15 protein-coding genes are annotated in these 15,247 nt (G+C 38.7%); 9 read left to right on the top strand and 6 right to left on the bottom strand.

Going from position 1 to position 15,247, the window contains the following annotated elements; translation table 11 throughout:
- Positions 1-43: 43 nt before the first annotated feature.
- Entirely contained in the window at positions 44-1,147 is a 1,104-nt protein-coding gene (locus H5126_RS03450; protein ID WP_182720742.1) for a phosphoribosylaminoimidazolesuccinocarboxamide synthase, read from the bottom strand.
- 178 nt (positions 1,148-1,325) lie between these two features.
- On the opposite strand from H5126_RS03450, the gene H5126_RS03445 reads away from it, so the two are divergent.
- Genes H5126_RS03445 through H5126_RS03430 form a run of 4 tightly spaced genes read left to right on the top strand, consistent with a single transcriptional unit; the run spans position 1,326 to position 4,873 of the window.
- Positions 1,326-2,396: a CDP-glycerol glycerophosphotransferase family protein gene (locus tag H5126_RS03445; protein ID WP_182695555.1), complete on the top strand. Its 1,071-nt coding sequence runs from the start codon at positions 1,326-1,328 to the stop codon at positions 2,394-2,396.
- Positions 2,397-2,403: 7 nt separating this feature from the next.
- The gene (locus tag H5126_RS03440) at positions 2,404-3,102 is read left to right on the top strand and encodes an ABC transporter ATP-binding protein (protein WP_024597019.1); all 699 of its coding nucleotides are present in this window, start codon (positions 2,404-2,406) and stop codon (positions 3,100-3,102) included.
- The gene (locus tag H5126_RS03435) at positions 3,099-4,358 is read left to right on the top strand and encodes an ABC transporter permease (protein WP_182758501.1); all 1,260 of its coding nucleotides are present in this window, start codon (positions 3,099-3,101) and stop codon (positions 4,356-4,358) included. The genes H5126_RS03440 and H5126_RS03435 overlap by 4 nt, the downstream gene beginning before the upstream one ends.
- Before the next feature lie 14 nt (positions 4,359-4,372).
- Positions 4,373-4,873: a DUF3299 domain-containing protein gene (locus H5126_RS03430; protein ID WP_004335523.1), complete on the top strand. Its 501-nt coding sequence runs from the start codon at positions 4,373-4,375 to the stop codon at positions 4,871-4,873.
- Positions 4,874-4,942: 69 nt separating this feature from the next.
- On the opposite strand, the gene mutM is transcribed toward H5126_RS03430, so the two are convergent.
- Both mutM and H5126_RS03420 read right to left on the bottom strand, forming a co-directional pair.
- Positions 4,943-5,752, bottom strand: a complete 810-nt coding sequence (mutM, locus tag H5126_RS03425) for a bifunctional DNA-formamidopyrimidine glycosylase/DNA-(apurinic or apyrimidinic site) lyase (RefSeq protein ID WP_182720744.1) — start codon at positions 5,750-5,752, stop codon at positions 4,943-4,945.
- Entirely contained in the window at positions 5,752-6,267 is a 516-nt protein-coding gene (locus H5126_RS03420; RefSeq protein ID WP_004335529.1) for a hypothetical protein, read from the bottom strand. Before H5126_RS03420 ends, mutM begins: the two co-directional genes overlap by 1 nt.
- A gap of 118 nt (positions 6,268-6,385) precedes the next feature.
- Between H5126_RS03420 and H5126_RS03415 the strand changes: the two genes are divergently transcribed.
- A complete protein-coding gene (locus tag H5126_RS03415) occupies positions 6,386-7,312 on the top strand; it encodes a manganese-dependent inorganic pyrophosphatase (protein ID WP_004335532.1) in 927 nt (308 codons plus the stop codon).
- A gap of 201 nt (positions 7,313-7,513) precedes the next feature.
- Here the strand turns inward: H5126_RS03415 and rpmG are convergent, their stop codons facing one another.
- The 3 genes from rpmG to radC all read right to left on the bottom strand — a co-directional run bounded on the left by rpmG (position 7,514) and on the right by radC (position 8,866).
- The gene (gene rpmG, locus H5126_RS03410; protein WP_004335545.1) at positions 7,514-7,669 is read right to left on the bottom strand and encodes a 50S ribosomal protein L33; all 156 of its coding nucleotides are present in this window, start codon (positions 7,667-7,669) and stop codon (positions 7,514-7,516) included.
- Positions 7,670-7,680: 11 nt separating this feature from the next.
- Positions 7,681-7,917 carry a 50S ribosomal protein L28 gene (rpmB, locus tag H5126_RS03405; protein WP_004335549.1) on the bottom strand — a complete coding sequence of 79 codons (237 nt, stop codon included), beginning with the start codon at positions 7,915-7,917 and terminating at the stop codon, positions 7,681-7,683.
- 274 nt (positions 7,918-8,191) lie between these two features.
- Positions 8,192-8,866, bottom strand: coding sequence for a DNA repair protein RadC (radC, locus tag H5126_RS03400; RefSeq protein WP_024590645.1), 675 nt, complete (start codon positions 8,864-8,866; stop codon positions 8,192-8,194).
- A gap of 144 nt (positions 8,867-9,010) precedes the next feature.
- On the opposite strand from radC, the gene coaBC reads away from it, so the two are divergent.
- From coaBC to H5126_RS03380, 4 genes are all read left to right on the top strand, one after another.
- Positions 9,011-10,204 (top strand): bifunctional phosphopantothenoylcysteine decarboxylase/phosphopantothenate--cysteine ligase CoaBC, encoded by a 1,194-nt coding sequence (gene coaBC / locus H5126_RS03395; protein WP_182721445.1) that lies wholly within the window; start codon positions 9,011-9,013, stop codon positions 10,202-10,204.
- Between the two features lie 111 nt (positions 10,205-10,315).
- The gene (slmA, locus tag H5126_RS03390; RefSeq protein ID WP_004335558.1) at positions 10,316-10,903 is read left to right on the top strand and encodes a nucleoid occlusion factor SlmA; all 588 of its coding nucleotides are present in this window, start codon (positions 10,316-10,318) and stop codon (positions 10,901-10,903) included.
- A gap of 140 nt (positions 10,904-11,043) precedes the next feature.
- Entirely contained in the window at positions 11,044-13,812 is a 2,769-nt protein-coding gene (locus tag H5126_RS03385; RefSeq protein WP_182721446.1) for a prolyl oligopeptidase family serine peptidase, read from the top strand.
- Between the two features lie 251 nt (positions 13,813-14,063).
- Positions 14,064-15,167, top strand: coding sequence for a GGDEF domain-containing protein (locus tag H5126_RS03380; RefSeq protein ID WP_182721447.1), 1,104 nt, complete (start codon positions 14,064-14,066; stop codon positions 15,165-15,167).
- The last annotated feature ends 80 nt before the right edge of the window (positions 15,168-15,247 follow it).

The following is a 15,247-nucleotide window of genomic DNA, read 5'->3' as shown; positions in this document are numbered from 1 at the left end:
AAATAAAGATTTAGTTACTGGCTTTATTAGCACTTAAGTGCTGTTATTTAACAATTAATCCGTAATCGTTATCTAAAATAGTAATAACTTCTTGGCGAGGATCTTCAGGGATCACGATATCTCTGCCAACAATTTTACTCGCTATGCCAACATAGGTATTTGACACTTCAAGCATTACTGATTCTGGTAAAATATAACCTTTAGCTAACTGCTCACGCTCACTCATGCGATCTTTATTTAATAATACGTCGCTCTCTGGCACGTTATTAATCAGTAATTGACGAAAGCCTTCTTTAGAATTTTCAACAATTTTACCGTCTTTGTAAGCGGCTTCATCCCAAATACGTGACGAATCAGGCGTGCCTACTTCATCAATATATATAAGCTGTTGCGCGCCATTTAAATCCTCTACATAACCAAACTCAAATTTAGTATCTACAAAAATTTGGTCAAGCTTCGCTAGTTCATCACTAATTAATTTAAAACCTTCAACTAACAGTTTTTCGTATTTGGTTACATCATCTGCCGATTTAAAGTTAAATACATCTAAGTTATTAGTAATATTAGCGCGAGTAATATTTACATCATCAACAGGCGGAATATCAGCAACGCCTTCAATAATACCTTTTGTTGACGGCGTAATTAAAACGTTATCAAGCTTTTGGTTCGCTTTTAAACCCTCTGGTAATTCAATACCACAAAAGTTACGTATGCCTTTAGCGTAATCGCGCCACATGCTACCCGTAATATATTGGCGAGCAATTGCCTCTACCTTCACTGTACTGGCTTTACGTACAATCCACACATACGGATGCGGAATATCTACAATATGATTGCCCGCAAGACCCGCTTTATCAAATAACTTAAACCAATGGGCTGCCACTGAGTTTAACGCTATACCTTTACCTGGTACGCCATTTAAACCGTTTTCGCCCTGCCAAATGCAATCAAATGCAGAAATTCGGTCTGAAATAACCATAATAGCAAGCTCAGTACCTGTCGGTACTTGGTAGCCTTTATCTTTAATTAATCGTGCGCTGTCTTCATCAGTTAACCAATAAACTGAACGAACTTTACCGCTGTGTACTTCACCTTTGGTACGAATGGGTAAATCATCGTTTACGTCTAAAACTTTATAGCTAGTCATGCTATCTCCGGGGTTAGGGATGCTCTTTGAGCAAAGTATGGTATGGGGTTATATGGGCTGTATAATAATCTAGCCAACCTCAAAGCTCAATCGGATGCTTAAAACAAATAAAGGCATATATTTATAAGCGAGTCGCAATGGGGTAAACTTAATGTGCTAACCAGCCTGAGGAGATAGCTTGAACTACTTAACTGCCACTAAAAATAAAAAATACTTAATGTATATTTCTCAGAATTATTCATACGCTATCTTGAGACCTTTGCAGGCGCAAATATTGACACATGGTGGTGAAGTACGCTGGTTTTTAGCGGGTAGCGAAGTGAACCCCGATTTTTTAACCACAGACGAGCCACGTTTACATACCATAAAAGATGTAAAAAGCTGGGCTCCAAACATTACGTTTATACCGGGTAATATAGTACCTAGCTTTATTCCAGGTAAAAAAGTAGCTGTATTTCATGGTTTTAATTCTGAAAAGCGCAGCTCTGAAGGTAATCGTGGTCATTTTACTATTCGTGGTTGTTACGATTTATATTGTACGCAAGGCCCAAATACAACAACCCGATTTAAAGAGCTAGCTAAGCAGCATGGTTTCTTTAAAGTAACTGAAACTGGCTGGCCAACACTCGATCCACTTTTTAGTAACACTTCAAATAATCCTTATGTAAGCGACGACCCTCGCCCTACTTTACTTATATGCTCTACTTTCTCACGAAAGCTATCACTTGCTCCTAAATTATATGAGCAAATAAAACATTTTAGTGAGCAAGGTAAGTGGCGTATTTTGATGCAGTTTCATCCTAAAATGCCTGCCGAATGGGTTAATAAATATAAAGCGCTGAGTAACGAAAATCTAACATTTATTGAAACCGATAACGTTTTGCCGTTACTGCAAGCTGCTGATGTTATGCTGTGCGATACATCGTCAGTTCTTTTAATGTTTTTACTACTACGTAAACCGGTAGTCACGTTTTGTAATCAAAAACCACTTCCTCATTTACTTGATATTACCGACGCAGATGAAGTAGAAGCAGCTATTGAACACGTGCTTACTAAACCTAGTGATTTAATGCAAAATATTGAAAGCTATTGCCAGGAACTTCATCCGTATACCGATGGCCAATCTAGCCAACGCGTATTAAATGCAGCTAATGAATTTTTACAAAGTAACGAAAAACTAAAACCCAAGCCATTAAATATAATAAGACAGCTAAAAATGCGTAAAGATCTAAACTACTGGGGTTGGTAATCTGATAATGATAAACCTGAAAAACGTAACTTTTAAGTGGCATAAAAGCGATAGCTCACCCACGCTCAACATAAAAGAGTTAGTTATAGAAAAAGGTGAGCATATTTTTTTACACGGTCCTAGTGGCTCAGGTAAATCGACCTTATTAGCGATTCTTGCTGGCATTAATACAGCCACCAGCGGTGAGGTATCAATTTTAGACCAAAACCTAACTACATTAAGCAATACCACCCGTGATGTTTTTAGAGCGGATCACATTGGCTACATTTTTCAAAACTTTAACCTGCTTCCTTATTTAACTCCTATTGAAAATATAACGCTTGGGTGTGAGTTTTCAAAAAGCCGAAAACAAAAAATATTAAAGAAATCATCAAATAAAAACTCTGCCTTACAAAAAGAAGCGATACGGTTATTAAATGCTTTAGGCCTTACTGCCCAGTATCACCATAAAGATGTAGCGACACTGAGTATTGGACAGCAACAGCGCGTTGCTGCCGCTCGCGCATTTATAGGCAGCCCTGAACTAATAATTGCTGATGAGCCCACATCTGCACTCGATACAAATAACCGTGAGAGCTTTATAAAGCTACTGTTTGAACAAGCAAAGTTATCTAATAGTACGCTGGTATTTGTGAGCCACGATGAAACACTAAAGCCTTTATTTAACCGCTCCATTGATCTTATAAATTTGCAGGAGCAGGTATGATTCTCGCTAAACTTGCTTACAAAAGCTTATTAAATCGCCGCGCAAGTGTACTGCTTACATTATTTACTATCGCAATTAGTGTAATGCTACTTTTGAGTATTGAACGTGTACGAATTGATGCTAAAAGTAGTTTTAGTAATACTATTTCGGGCACTGATTTAATTGTTGGTGCGCGTACCGGCGATATACAGTTGCTGCTTTCGTCAGTATTTAGAATTGGCCATACTAATAACGGCGTAAGTTGGAAAAGTTATCAATACATAACAAGTCAGCGAGGCGTAAAATGGAGCATACCTATAAGCCTAGGCGACAGCCATAAAGGCCAAGCGGTACTAGGCACAACACTTGATTACTTTAGCCATTATCGCTTTGCAAAAAAACAAAATTTAACCTTTAACAAAGGCCACCCTTTTGCCGCAATTAACGAAGTGGTGCTAGGTAGCGAAGTTGCAAATAAACTAGGCTACAAACTTAACGACTCTATTGTTATATCGCACGGCATGGGGAACACCAGTTTTCATCATCATGACGATAACCCATTTAAAGTCGTCGGCATTTTAAACCCAACAGGCACGCCAGTTGATAAAACGCTGCATATTCCTTTGGCTGCAATCGATTTAATTCACGGCGGTAAAGCGAGCCATGATCATGAGCATGAGCATGAGCATGAGCATGACGAACATAACAACCTAGTCGGTCACCCAAAGCAAATTACAGCATTTTTAATGGGATTTAACTCGCCTTTGTATACATTACAAATTAGGCGCAATATAAATCAATATAAGCCAGAAGCCCTGCTTGGCATTATGCCAACCGTAACACTTAAAGAGTTATGGGAAATGCTCGCCATAGTAGAAAAAATACTATTACTATTCTCAGCTGTTGTCGTGTTAGTTAGCTTACTTGGTATGTTAACGACATTGCTTGCAAACCTGAGCCAGCGACGTCGCGAACTTGCTATATTGCGCTCAGTAGGCGCTCGCCCTTGGCATTTATTTACACTTATAAGTATTGAGTCATTACTGACAACTTTACTTGGTTGCCTAGTGGGTAGTGCGCTTTACTATTTAGTTATTTTTTCAGCCAGCGGTTACTTACAAAGCCATGCCGGTATAAGCGTAAATATCACAATGCTCTCTTACTATGAACTGGGCTTAATCGGGGTTATTATGGCCGCAGGTTTTGTTATTGGCTTAATACCCGCTACTCGCGCTTATTTTTATTCACTCAGCGATGGCATGAGTATAAAAGCATAATTTTTAGGTATTTTATGACATTTTTTAAAACAGCTTTTCAATACATTGCTGCTATTAGCTTATTATTTATAAGCGTAGCGAGCTATGCCAATCCACCAAAAGAAATTTTTTGGGAAGACTTAATTCCCAAAGGTCATATGCAAATAGACACTCAAGCACAAGCTAATCACGAAGGCAGCGATCAAAACTGGGTGCAACCCGATTTAGATGCTCCAGTGGTAAAAGCGCTTGATGGTCAATCGGTAAGTTTGCCAGGTTTTGTTGTGCCACTTGAGGGCGATAGCGAAGTCATTACTGAGTTTTTACTCGTGCCTTATTTTGGCGCCTGTATACACGTACCACCACCACCGCCAAATCAAATAGTCCATGTAACGATTAAAGGTGGTGTGCCTATAGATAGTCTATACGACGCAATCGTTGTAACCGGAATAATAAGCACAGAAACATGGTCGGGCGAAATCGCGCAGGTAGGATATAAAATGAAGGCAGTCGGTGTAGCACCGTTCGAGCTTTAAAATAAAGGGCCCGCTTTTAAAGCTGGCCCTTAAATCTCATTAAATTTAGAGTCAGTAAAATTCAAATAACTACTTTTGGCAATTTGAGCAAAAAATAGTACTGCGTTGCCCTAATCTAATTTCTTCTAATTCGTTTTCGCACGTCATACATGGCTTACCTTTGCGCCCATATACTAATAACTCTTGGGCAAAATACCCAGGCTTACCATCACTTTGTGCAAAGTCTTTAAGCGTTGTACCACCTTGTGTAATAGCCGCCGCAAGCGTGTCTTTTATAATAGGGATAAGTGCTTGATAACGTTTGAGCGATACTTTTCCCGCTTCTCGCTTTGGATGTATACCCGCTTTGAATAACGATTCATTCGCGTAAATATTACCAACACCAACCACCACTGCGTTATCCATAATAAATTGCTTTACGGGTACTTTTTTATTGCGCGATTGTTCGTACACGCGTTTAGCAAAAAAATCATCGGTAAGCGGCTCAGGACCAAGCTTAGAGAGTAGCTTATGCACTTCACCGGGCTCTTGCCATAAGCAACAACCAAAACGACGAGGATCGTTTAAGCGCAGCGCTTTACCGTTGCCAAAAATAAACTCTACATGGTCATGCTTTTTAAGCGGCTCACTTTTATCTACTACACGCAAATTGCCTGACATACCCAAATGTAAAATAGTGCTCCCAAGCTCACAATGTAAAAGTAAATATTTAGCTCGTCGCTCAATATTTGTAACAATTAGCCCTTCAAGTTGATACACATCATCGGGCACTGGCCAGCGCATACTGGCATTGTAAATATTTACCTTTGTAACAACTTGGTTTTGTACGTGGGGAGTGATACCCATTCGGCTCACTTCTACCTCTGGTAATTCAGGCATTAATTAGACTCACTTTGTGAAAAATCAAAACTAGGGAATAACTGCTGAGCAGTTTTTAAATCGAGTGCGAGTATTCGCTGGCTTCTCTTTTCGAGTAAATAATATTGTCCATCGCCTTTGTAGAGCAAATATACCCACGGCATACTTTCGCCAGCCAACTCAAATGTAGCAACGTATAAAGGTGCATTAGGATTAAAAACAACAGACTCATTAACCCCCATTAGCGCCGCGCTTTGCCATTGGTTAACTAAATCACTAAGCTGCTGCTCAGAAGCTTTCCACACGAGCGGTATATCTTTTTGTAGTGGTGTTGTACGCCAACTTGTTCCTATGCGCTCAATTTTTTGATCAACAAATTGCAGTGTGAGTACAAAACTTTGCTGGGGGAGTACAGCTTGTAACGCTGGTTTATCCTCACCTCCTAAAAATTGCTTATGCCAGCCATTTAAAAAGAAGATCATAATCAACATCGAAAATATTATAACGTTGTTCCAACCTTTACGGCCCAGTCGCATATAAATACACCTAATAAATTCAAGATTTTAAAGTGTAACTAAAACTTAATTGCGCTGTCTATATGTTAAAGGCCGCAGACTTTGTTAGAATATCGGCAAATTTAAAGGAGTTCCGTCAATGTCTATGTATGTAGTGGGCCATAAAATCCCAGATTCAGATTCTATTTGTGGTGCAATTGCACTGGCTTATTTAAAAAACCAAATTGATGAGCCAGCAATTCCAACTCGTCTTGGTGAAGTTTCACCTGAAACTCAATTTATCCTTGATAGATTTGGTTTTGAAGCACCAGAGCTTAAGTTAAGCTACGCTGGTGAAGATGTGTATATTGTAGATCACACAGAAAAAACACAAGCACCTGATGATATCGACCAAGCTCGCGTTGTTGGTGTGGTAGATCACCATAAATTAGGTGACTTAACATCATCGACTCCGCTTGAATGTTGGATTCGCCCTGTTGGTTGTTCAAACACCATTATTAAAATGATGTATGACTTCTACAACGTAGAAATCCCTAAAGACATCGCTGGTATCATGATGTGTGCAATTTTAAGCGACACAGTTATATTTAAATCGCCAACATGTACCACAGCCGATATTAAATGTGTTGAAGCGCTAGCTGAAATTGCAGGCATCGAAGACTTTAAAGAACTTGGTATGGATATGTTCCGCGTTAAATCTGCGGTAGAAGACACACCAGCACGTGATTTAGTAATGCGTGACTTTAAAGATTTCAACATGAACGGTAACCTAGTAGGCATTGGCCAGCTAGAAGTAATCGACCTTGCTGTTTTTGACGATATTAAAGCAGACCTTGCAGCCGATATTGCTAAGCTAAAAGTTGAGGGCAACCGCCACTCTGTATTTTTACTGCTTACCGATATAATGAAAGAAGGCTCAGAAATGCTAATTGTATCTGACGATGCAAACTTAGTTGAGCAGGCTTACGGTGTAAAACCAGAGAATGATAAAGTATGGTTAGATGGTGTACTGAGCCGTAAAAAGCAAGTAGTACCACCACTACAAGATGCATTCACAAAAATCTAATGATACCAATTTTATTAAAAACATGATTATTTTATCGCATTAAATAAATCACTAATTTAATGCTATTGGTATAACGTTTTTTGATTTAAAAGCCTTGTTGGTTATGCCAACGAGGTTTTTTATGTCAATTTGCTAATCATAGTTTAAAAACAAAAAACCCAGCCTAAGCTGGGTTTTTAAATTCTAAAAGAAGAACTAAAATTACTTAATTTTAGCTTCTTTAAAAAGAACATGTTTACGAATCTTTGGATCAAACTTTTTGATTTCCATCTTCTCAGGCATGTTACGTTTGTTTTTGTCAGTAGTGTAGAAAAAACCAGTACCGGCAGTTGAAACTAAACGGATTTTATCGCGCATGATTCAGATCCTTAAACTTTAACGCCGCGAGCACGGATTTCTGTAAGAACCGTGTCGATGCCTTTTTTATCGATAATACGCATACCTTTAGTAGTAGTGCGTAATGTTACAAAACGTTTTTCACTTTCAACCCAAAAACGGTGTGTTTGTAGGTTAGGTAGGAAACGACGTCTAGTCGCGTTTCTCGCGTGTGAACGGTGATTACCAACCGCTGGACGCTTACCTGTAACTTGACATACTTTAGACATGTCTATATATCTCCAATAACTTCGCTCGAGCTTAATTTAATCTAAGGCCGTGTATTTCCGCCCTAGAGATAAATCGAAGGGCGCTCTTTATACAGCTTTTACAGGCAAAGATCAAACACTGATCTATCCAATCAGCTCATATATGTAAATTTGATAGCGGCTAATTATAAAGATCGAATGCCCTTAGGGAAAGTAAAAACTGCATTTAAATTAAACTAATTTGCCAAAACACGTTAAACAGCTCATTTTTAACACACTTATGTGTCTAACAAAGCTAAATCAGGCCTCGCTCGGCAAACGAAACACAGGTTTCTCCACCAACAATGATGTGATCGAGCACACTTATGTCGACCAATTGCAGTGCTTGCTGCAATTTATTAGTAATAAGTTTGTCTGCTTGGCTCGGTTCTGCAATACCACTTGGGTGATTATGCGCAAAAATAACAGCGGCTGCATTATTTTTAAGGGCAGCCTTTACCACTTCACGCGGATAAACACTGGCAGAATTAATTGTGCCATAAAAAAGTATTTCGTCTTTTACTAATCTATTTTGGCTATCTAGGTATAACACCATAAATACTTCTTGTTGCAAGCCTCGCATTTGAATTGTCAGATAGTCATAAACTGAGTTAGGCGAATTAAACACTGCATCTCGTTGGCAACGCTCCTGCATATAACGTTGGCTTAGCTCTAATACAGCTTGTAGTTGCACATACTTAGCGGTCCCTAACCCCTTTTGAGAGCAAAACTCCTCAATACTGGCATTAAACAAATTATGTAGGGTTTTATTTTCATTTAATAGATGCTGAGCCAACTCAATTACATTCATTCCTGGTAACCCTGTTCGTAAAAATATGGCAAGGAGCTCAGCATCAGTAAGCGCTTTAGCTCCTTTGGAGATGAGTTTTTCACGAGGTCGAAGTGAGTTTGGAAGTGAAGTAAGTTGCATTGTTCATCCTTGAGAGGCGAAAGTGTCTTATAAATGTAATGCAAATTTAAAATTTAGCCTGTTATTTCGAATTAAAAAACTTCGCTGTACGGGTAAAGATTTGTTATTTTAAGCCCAATATTTAATAAAAACTGATGAACATTCATGACTAACTTAACAAACAAAAAAATTGTACTAGGTATTACCGGCGGTATTGCAGCTTATAAATGCGCAGAACTCGTTAGGCGATTAAAAGACGCTGGTTGTGAAGTAAAAGTAGTTATGACTGAATCAGCTAAACACTTTATTACACCACTGACCATGCAAGCCGTTAGTGGAGAAACAGTCTCTGACTCATTACTAGACCCTTCTGCTGAAGCTTCAATGGGGCATATTGAATTTGCAAAATGGGCCGACTTAATTTTAGTTGCCCCAGCTACCTGCAATATTATTGCTAAAATGGCAGCCGGCATTGCTGACGACCTACTAACAACGTTACTGCTAGCAACGCCTGCAAAAGTAGCTGTAGCACCAGCCATGAACCAGCAAATGTATGCACACGCAGCTACACAAGCAAATTTAGCCACATTAAAAGCACGTAACGTACTTATTTGGGGCCCAGGTAAAGGTGAACAAGCCTGTGGCGATATCGGCGCTGGGCGCATGTTAGAGCCACATGAGCTATTTGCACTATGTACAGCAAAAGAGCAACCGCAATTACTTGCAGGAAAAACAATTACAATAACGGCAGGCCCAACGCGTGAGCCTCTCGATCCGGTACGTTTTATATCAAATCACAGTTCTGGAAAAATGGGTTATGCACTGGCAGAAGCCGCTTTGCAATTCGGTGCTAAAGTTAATTTAATTTCGGGCCCTGTCACTATACAAGCCCCTACTGGCGTAAACCTTATTAATATAGAAAGCGCTGAGGAGCTATTAACTGAGTCACTTACCTATGCATCACAATCTGATGCTTTTATAGGTTGCGCTGCTGTTGCGGATTATCGAGCTGCAAACATTGCGACTCAAAAAATGAAAAAGCAAGGCGACGAACTCACCCTTACTTTAACTAAAAACCCTGACGTAATTGCAGCTATTGCAAACCTTACACAAAACCGCCCCTATACGGTTGGATTTGCCGCCGAAACTCAAAATGTAGAAAGCTATGCTAAAGGTAAACTACAAAATAAAAATCTAGATATGATTTGCGCTAATGACGTATCAAAAAGTGGCTTAGGGTTTAATTCCGATCATAATGCTTTAACACTGTACTGGCACAATGAACAACTAGAATTACCAACAACAAGTAAAGTAGAAATAGCTCGCAAGGTGATCGAACAGCTGGCTAAACATCTATAAAAAGGCTGGAAACAAACTGAATAAAACATTAACATACGCCAATCATTTGAACAAAAAATGACTAGGGTTCTTAACTGCGCCACTAAGAATAACTAATAAAAAGGAATGTTCATGCCTGCGACAAAAAGAAGTAATCGCAAAGAGCAAATACTGCAAGCACTCGCACAAATGTTAGAAACTAATTTAGGACAACGCATCACCACAGCAAAACTAGCTGCTGAGGTGGGTGTGTCTGAAGCCGCGCTATACCGTCATTTTCCGAGCAAGGCGCGTATGTTTGAGGGCTTAATTGAGTTTATTGAAGATACCCTTTTATCTCGTATAAATATTATTATTGAAAACGAAAAAGAAAGCCAAACGCGCATTTATAACATTCTATTATTACTTCTAACCTTTGCTGAAAAAAACCCAGGTATTACTCGTATTTTAACGGGCGATGCTCTGCAAGGTGAGCAAGAACGTTTACGCGAACGTGTACAAACCTTGTTTGAAAAACTAGAAACTCAGTTTAAACAAGTGCTTCGTGAGCGCAAATTACGTGAAGGTAAAAACTTTCAAAGTGATGAGCTTACACTTGCAAACTTTTTACTTGCCTACGTTGAAGGCAAAATGAATCAGTTTGTACGTAGCGACTTTAAAGCAAAACCTAGTGTTCAATTTGAAAAACAATGGCTTGAGCTACAAAAAATTTGGCTGTAATGTTTGCTAAATTAATAAATTGAATACTAAAAAACGACCTGCGGGTCGTTTTGTCGTATGTAGCTGCCATTTATCTGATCCGCTCGAATTATGAACCAAACTCGTTACAATGAAACAATGTCATAATACGAGAATCAATAATGAAAACAAAACTCACCTTATTAAGTACGGCACTCGTTGCCAGCTTAACTAGCACCGGCATACACGCCAAAGAATCGCTACAATTTAAAGACGTATTTAGTTTTAAATCAGCTAAAAGCACACAACTATCTGACAATGGTCAAGTACTCACTTTTAGTGCAACGCCGTATCGTGGAAATGCAACTGGCCAAGTTTACTCACTACAAAGCAATACACTCATCGCAGAAGTAGAACGCGGCACTAAGCCTCATATTAATAAAGCCGCTAACTGGGTCGCCTTTACACAAGTACCTACCTTACTTGAAAAAGAAACAACCAAAAAAAAAGACACACTTAAAAACAATCTGGTACTCGTAAACACACAATCAAGTGCCCAACAAAGCTTTGCTGATGTAAAAGATTACACGTTATCTAATGACGGTATGTGGCTTGCTTATCGTTTAAATAAAAAAGACGATGACGCAAAAGTAGAAGATAAAACCGATAGCTCTAAAAACGAAGAAGACAACGCTATCACGCCCGATAAAAAAGATAAGAGCTATGCGCTTGTTATCGTAAATTTATCTGATAAACGCACCCATACAATAGAAAACGTATTTAGCTACGCTATTAACTCAGCTAACAGCCAGCTATTAGTGAGTCAAAGTTACAGCGATGGTAATAACAACCAAATAGCGTTAATTGAGCTCAGTGACTTTAATAGCAGCGTATTAATTGATGAACCGGGCGTAATCGCAAATAAAATAGCGTGGCACCCCACTGACAATATTGCAGCGTTTACATTGGGTAACTATGTAAATGATGACACGCGCCGCCGAAGCTACACTTTACAGCTATATAAAAACGAGAAGCTCTCAACTATAGATTCACCTAATAAAGCATGGACGTTAGGGAAAACAGCCACCCTTGAATGGTCAGAAAATGGCGAGCGCTTATATTTTGAAAACCATCCTAAATTAGCAGCTAAAGTAAAAACTAAAGAATATACCGACGAAGCCTCACTGTACGACTTTGATACCATACGTGAGCATAAAGGTCTTAATGTATGGCACAACAACGATGCGCAAATAAAACCACGTGAAGAGCAACAATGGAACGAAGTTAATAAAAATCGCCATTACAGTGCGGTGTATCACGTTAACTCGCAAAAAGTTGCGCAACTTAGTACACCAAACATGCCTGAGGTTGCACTAAACCCTCAGCGAGATGTGTCTTTACTTGGCTCATCTAACATCCCCTACCTAGAAAAAATAATGTACGGCGGTTTTTTTGCTGATTACTTTGCAGTAAATATACACACCGGTAAACAAACTCCAATTATAAGTAACTACCCGTTTAGACCGAGCCTTGCCCCTAATGGTGAGTTTGCAGCTTATTTTAGCGATAGCCAAATACAGTTAAAAGATTTAAAAAATAATAAAGTAACACCGCTTACAAAAGCGATTCAGGCAACCTTTGCTGATGATAAACACGACTACCCATCTACTCAACCTGGTTATGGTTTTGCTGGTTGGATGACCGATAGCAGCCAAGTGCTTGCTTATAGTAAATACGATATTTGGGCGTTTGATGTAAAAACGCAGCAAGCTAAACGCCTAACTAATGGTAAGCAAAGCAATACGCAGTACCGTGTTATTAAGCTTGATAAAACCCAAGTGGGCTTTAAAAAAGGCGATACATTACTTGTCTCTGCTATTAACTTACAAACTAAACAAAGCGAAGTTGCAAAGCTCGACTTAACCACTAACACACTAACTAAGGTGCTTAGCGGTAATAAACGCTTTGATATGGTTAAAAAAGCCAAAAAGGCTGACAAGTACTTATTTACCTCGCAAACTTATAGCCAATTTCCTGATTACTACCAAACAGATTTTAGCTTTAGTTCACCAAAACAAGTGACCACGCTAAACCCACAAATTAGTAATTTTGCCTGGAGCGAAAAGCCAGAACTAATAAGCTATAAAGGCTTTGACGGTGAAGATTTACAAGGTGTACTAATAAAACCAGCGGGATATAAAAAAGGCGATAAAGTACCTGTGGTTGTGTATTTTTACCGTTACATGAGCCAGCGTATGTTTGATTTTCCAAAAATGGAATTAAACCATCGCCCTAATTTCCCTATGTTTACCTCAAACGGTTATGCGGTATTTTTACCTGACATTCGTTTTGAAATAGGTCACCCGGGTAAATCGTCAACGCAAACCATGATAAACGCCACCCAAAAATTAATAGATTTAGGCATAGCCGACCCAGATAAAATAGGCTTACAAGGTCACTCTTGGGCAGGCTATCAAAGTGCGTTTATGATAACCCAAACAGATATGTTTAAAGCGGTTGTATCTGGCGCGCCAGTATCAAACATGACAAGTGCTTACAGTGGCATACGTTTAAAATCAGGTCTTGCTCGTCAGTTTCAATACGAAACAGGGCAAAGCCGTATAGGTAAAAACTTATTTGAAGCACCAGATCTGTACATAGAAAACTCACCGGTGTTTTTTGCAGATAAAGTAAATACCCCTATTTTAATTATGTTTGGCGATAAAGACGATGCCGTGCCTTGGCACGAAGGCGTGCAGTACTACTTAGCGCTTCGCCGCGCAGGTAAAGATGCAACCTTTTTACAATACGAAGGTGAACCACACCACTTGAAAAAGTTTCCTAATCAGGTCGATTTTTCAGTACGTATGATGCAGTACTTTGATCATTACTTAAAAGGCAAACCAGCTGCAAAGTGGATGACACAAGGCGAAGCATTTATAGAGGAATAGATATAGCATTTATTCAGAGCTCTACGTAAGCGATAACGGCGAGCTCTGCGTCAATTAAATCAAGGCGAGGCATATTACATTTAAGTAATCAGTCACTACCTAGTCCTTCATACCTTTGAAAAATGCTGTAATGATCTTTAAACTTTTATAAACACCACCGTATATAAGCGTTTTAATCAAAGTAAAAAACTATAATAAAAGCCTAATATAAGTAATAATCACTAAATTCAGAGGTTAAAGAGTCGTTCATTATGCTAGGTTTTTGGTACAAAGAGTTTCCACAATACCCAAAAGACCATAAGGATTTTTGGCGTACTCGCTTAATAGCCCACTCTTTACTAATAACTACATGTTACTTTTTAGTTTTAACACTCCTCAATCTTTTTTATTTTAAAAGCTATGACATTGCTTTAATTGATGCCTTAGGACTTACGATATCGTTAGGTATTTATACTTGGTTTAATAAAACAGCCAACGTAAATGCAGCAGCGTGGGCTGTTACCCTTATGGTCGTTAGCTTAATAATGATGTTTGTGATTTCTGTAGGCGGACATGCGCATTCTTTATTTTGGGCAACGTTGATCCCGCCTTTTAGCTTTTTTTTAGTTGGAAGAAACTGGGGAAGCCTATTTAGTGCAGTCGCTTTTGCTATTTGTGCGTATCTTGTGTATTTACAACAACAGCAAACTGTAACAATTGGCTTAGGCTCTTTATTTAATCTTATAGAGGTAAGCCTTGCTCATATTTTAATTTTTAGGTTTTACGAAAAAACACGGTTTTCGGCATACACTCGATTATCTATCCGTAACTTAGAAATTCAACACTTAGCAGAAACCGATAAGTTAACGGGGCTTTATAACAGGCAAAAATTTGATTTTGAATTATCACAGTTAATTGCTAAAAATGACGTTTTTAAAACCCCACATTGCTTACTTATTTGCGATATAGATCACTTCAAAAATATAAACGATACCTACGGGCATTTGGTTGGTGATAACGTGCTAACTGAATTTGCAAAAATATTAAAAAGCCGTATGGGAAATGACGCACTTATTGCGCGATGGGGTGGAGAAGAATTCACTATTATTTTATCCAACACCTCTTTAAATGATAGCGCTAAAAAAGCCGATGACCTGATAAAGTATATTGCCGAAAACACAGTTACAAATGTAGCATTTACTATAAGTATTGGATTAGCAACGATACAAAAAGACGATACAGTGCTAAAACTACTGGAGCGGGCTGATACAGCGCTATATAAGGCTAAAAATAATGGACGCAATAAAGTATGTGTTAGCGATAACGATTCAACCGTTATCGCTCAATCAACTTACTTAGATGGGTTTATAGCCTAAACTTATGTGCAGCGACAATAGAGTTTGCCCGTAAGAGAAAAAATGACAATAAAGTTTGCCCGTAAGCACTCTAATTGAGT

Source organism: Pseudoalteromonas sp. SG45-3 (assembly GCF_014164075.1).
GTDB classification, from domain to species: Bacteria; Pseudomonadota; Gammaproteobacteria; order Enterobacterales; family Alteromonadaceae; genus Pseudoalteromonas; species Pseudoalteromonas distincta.
This window is presented reverse-complemented; position numbering and strand designations above follow the sequence as displayed.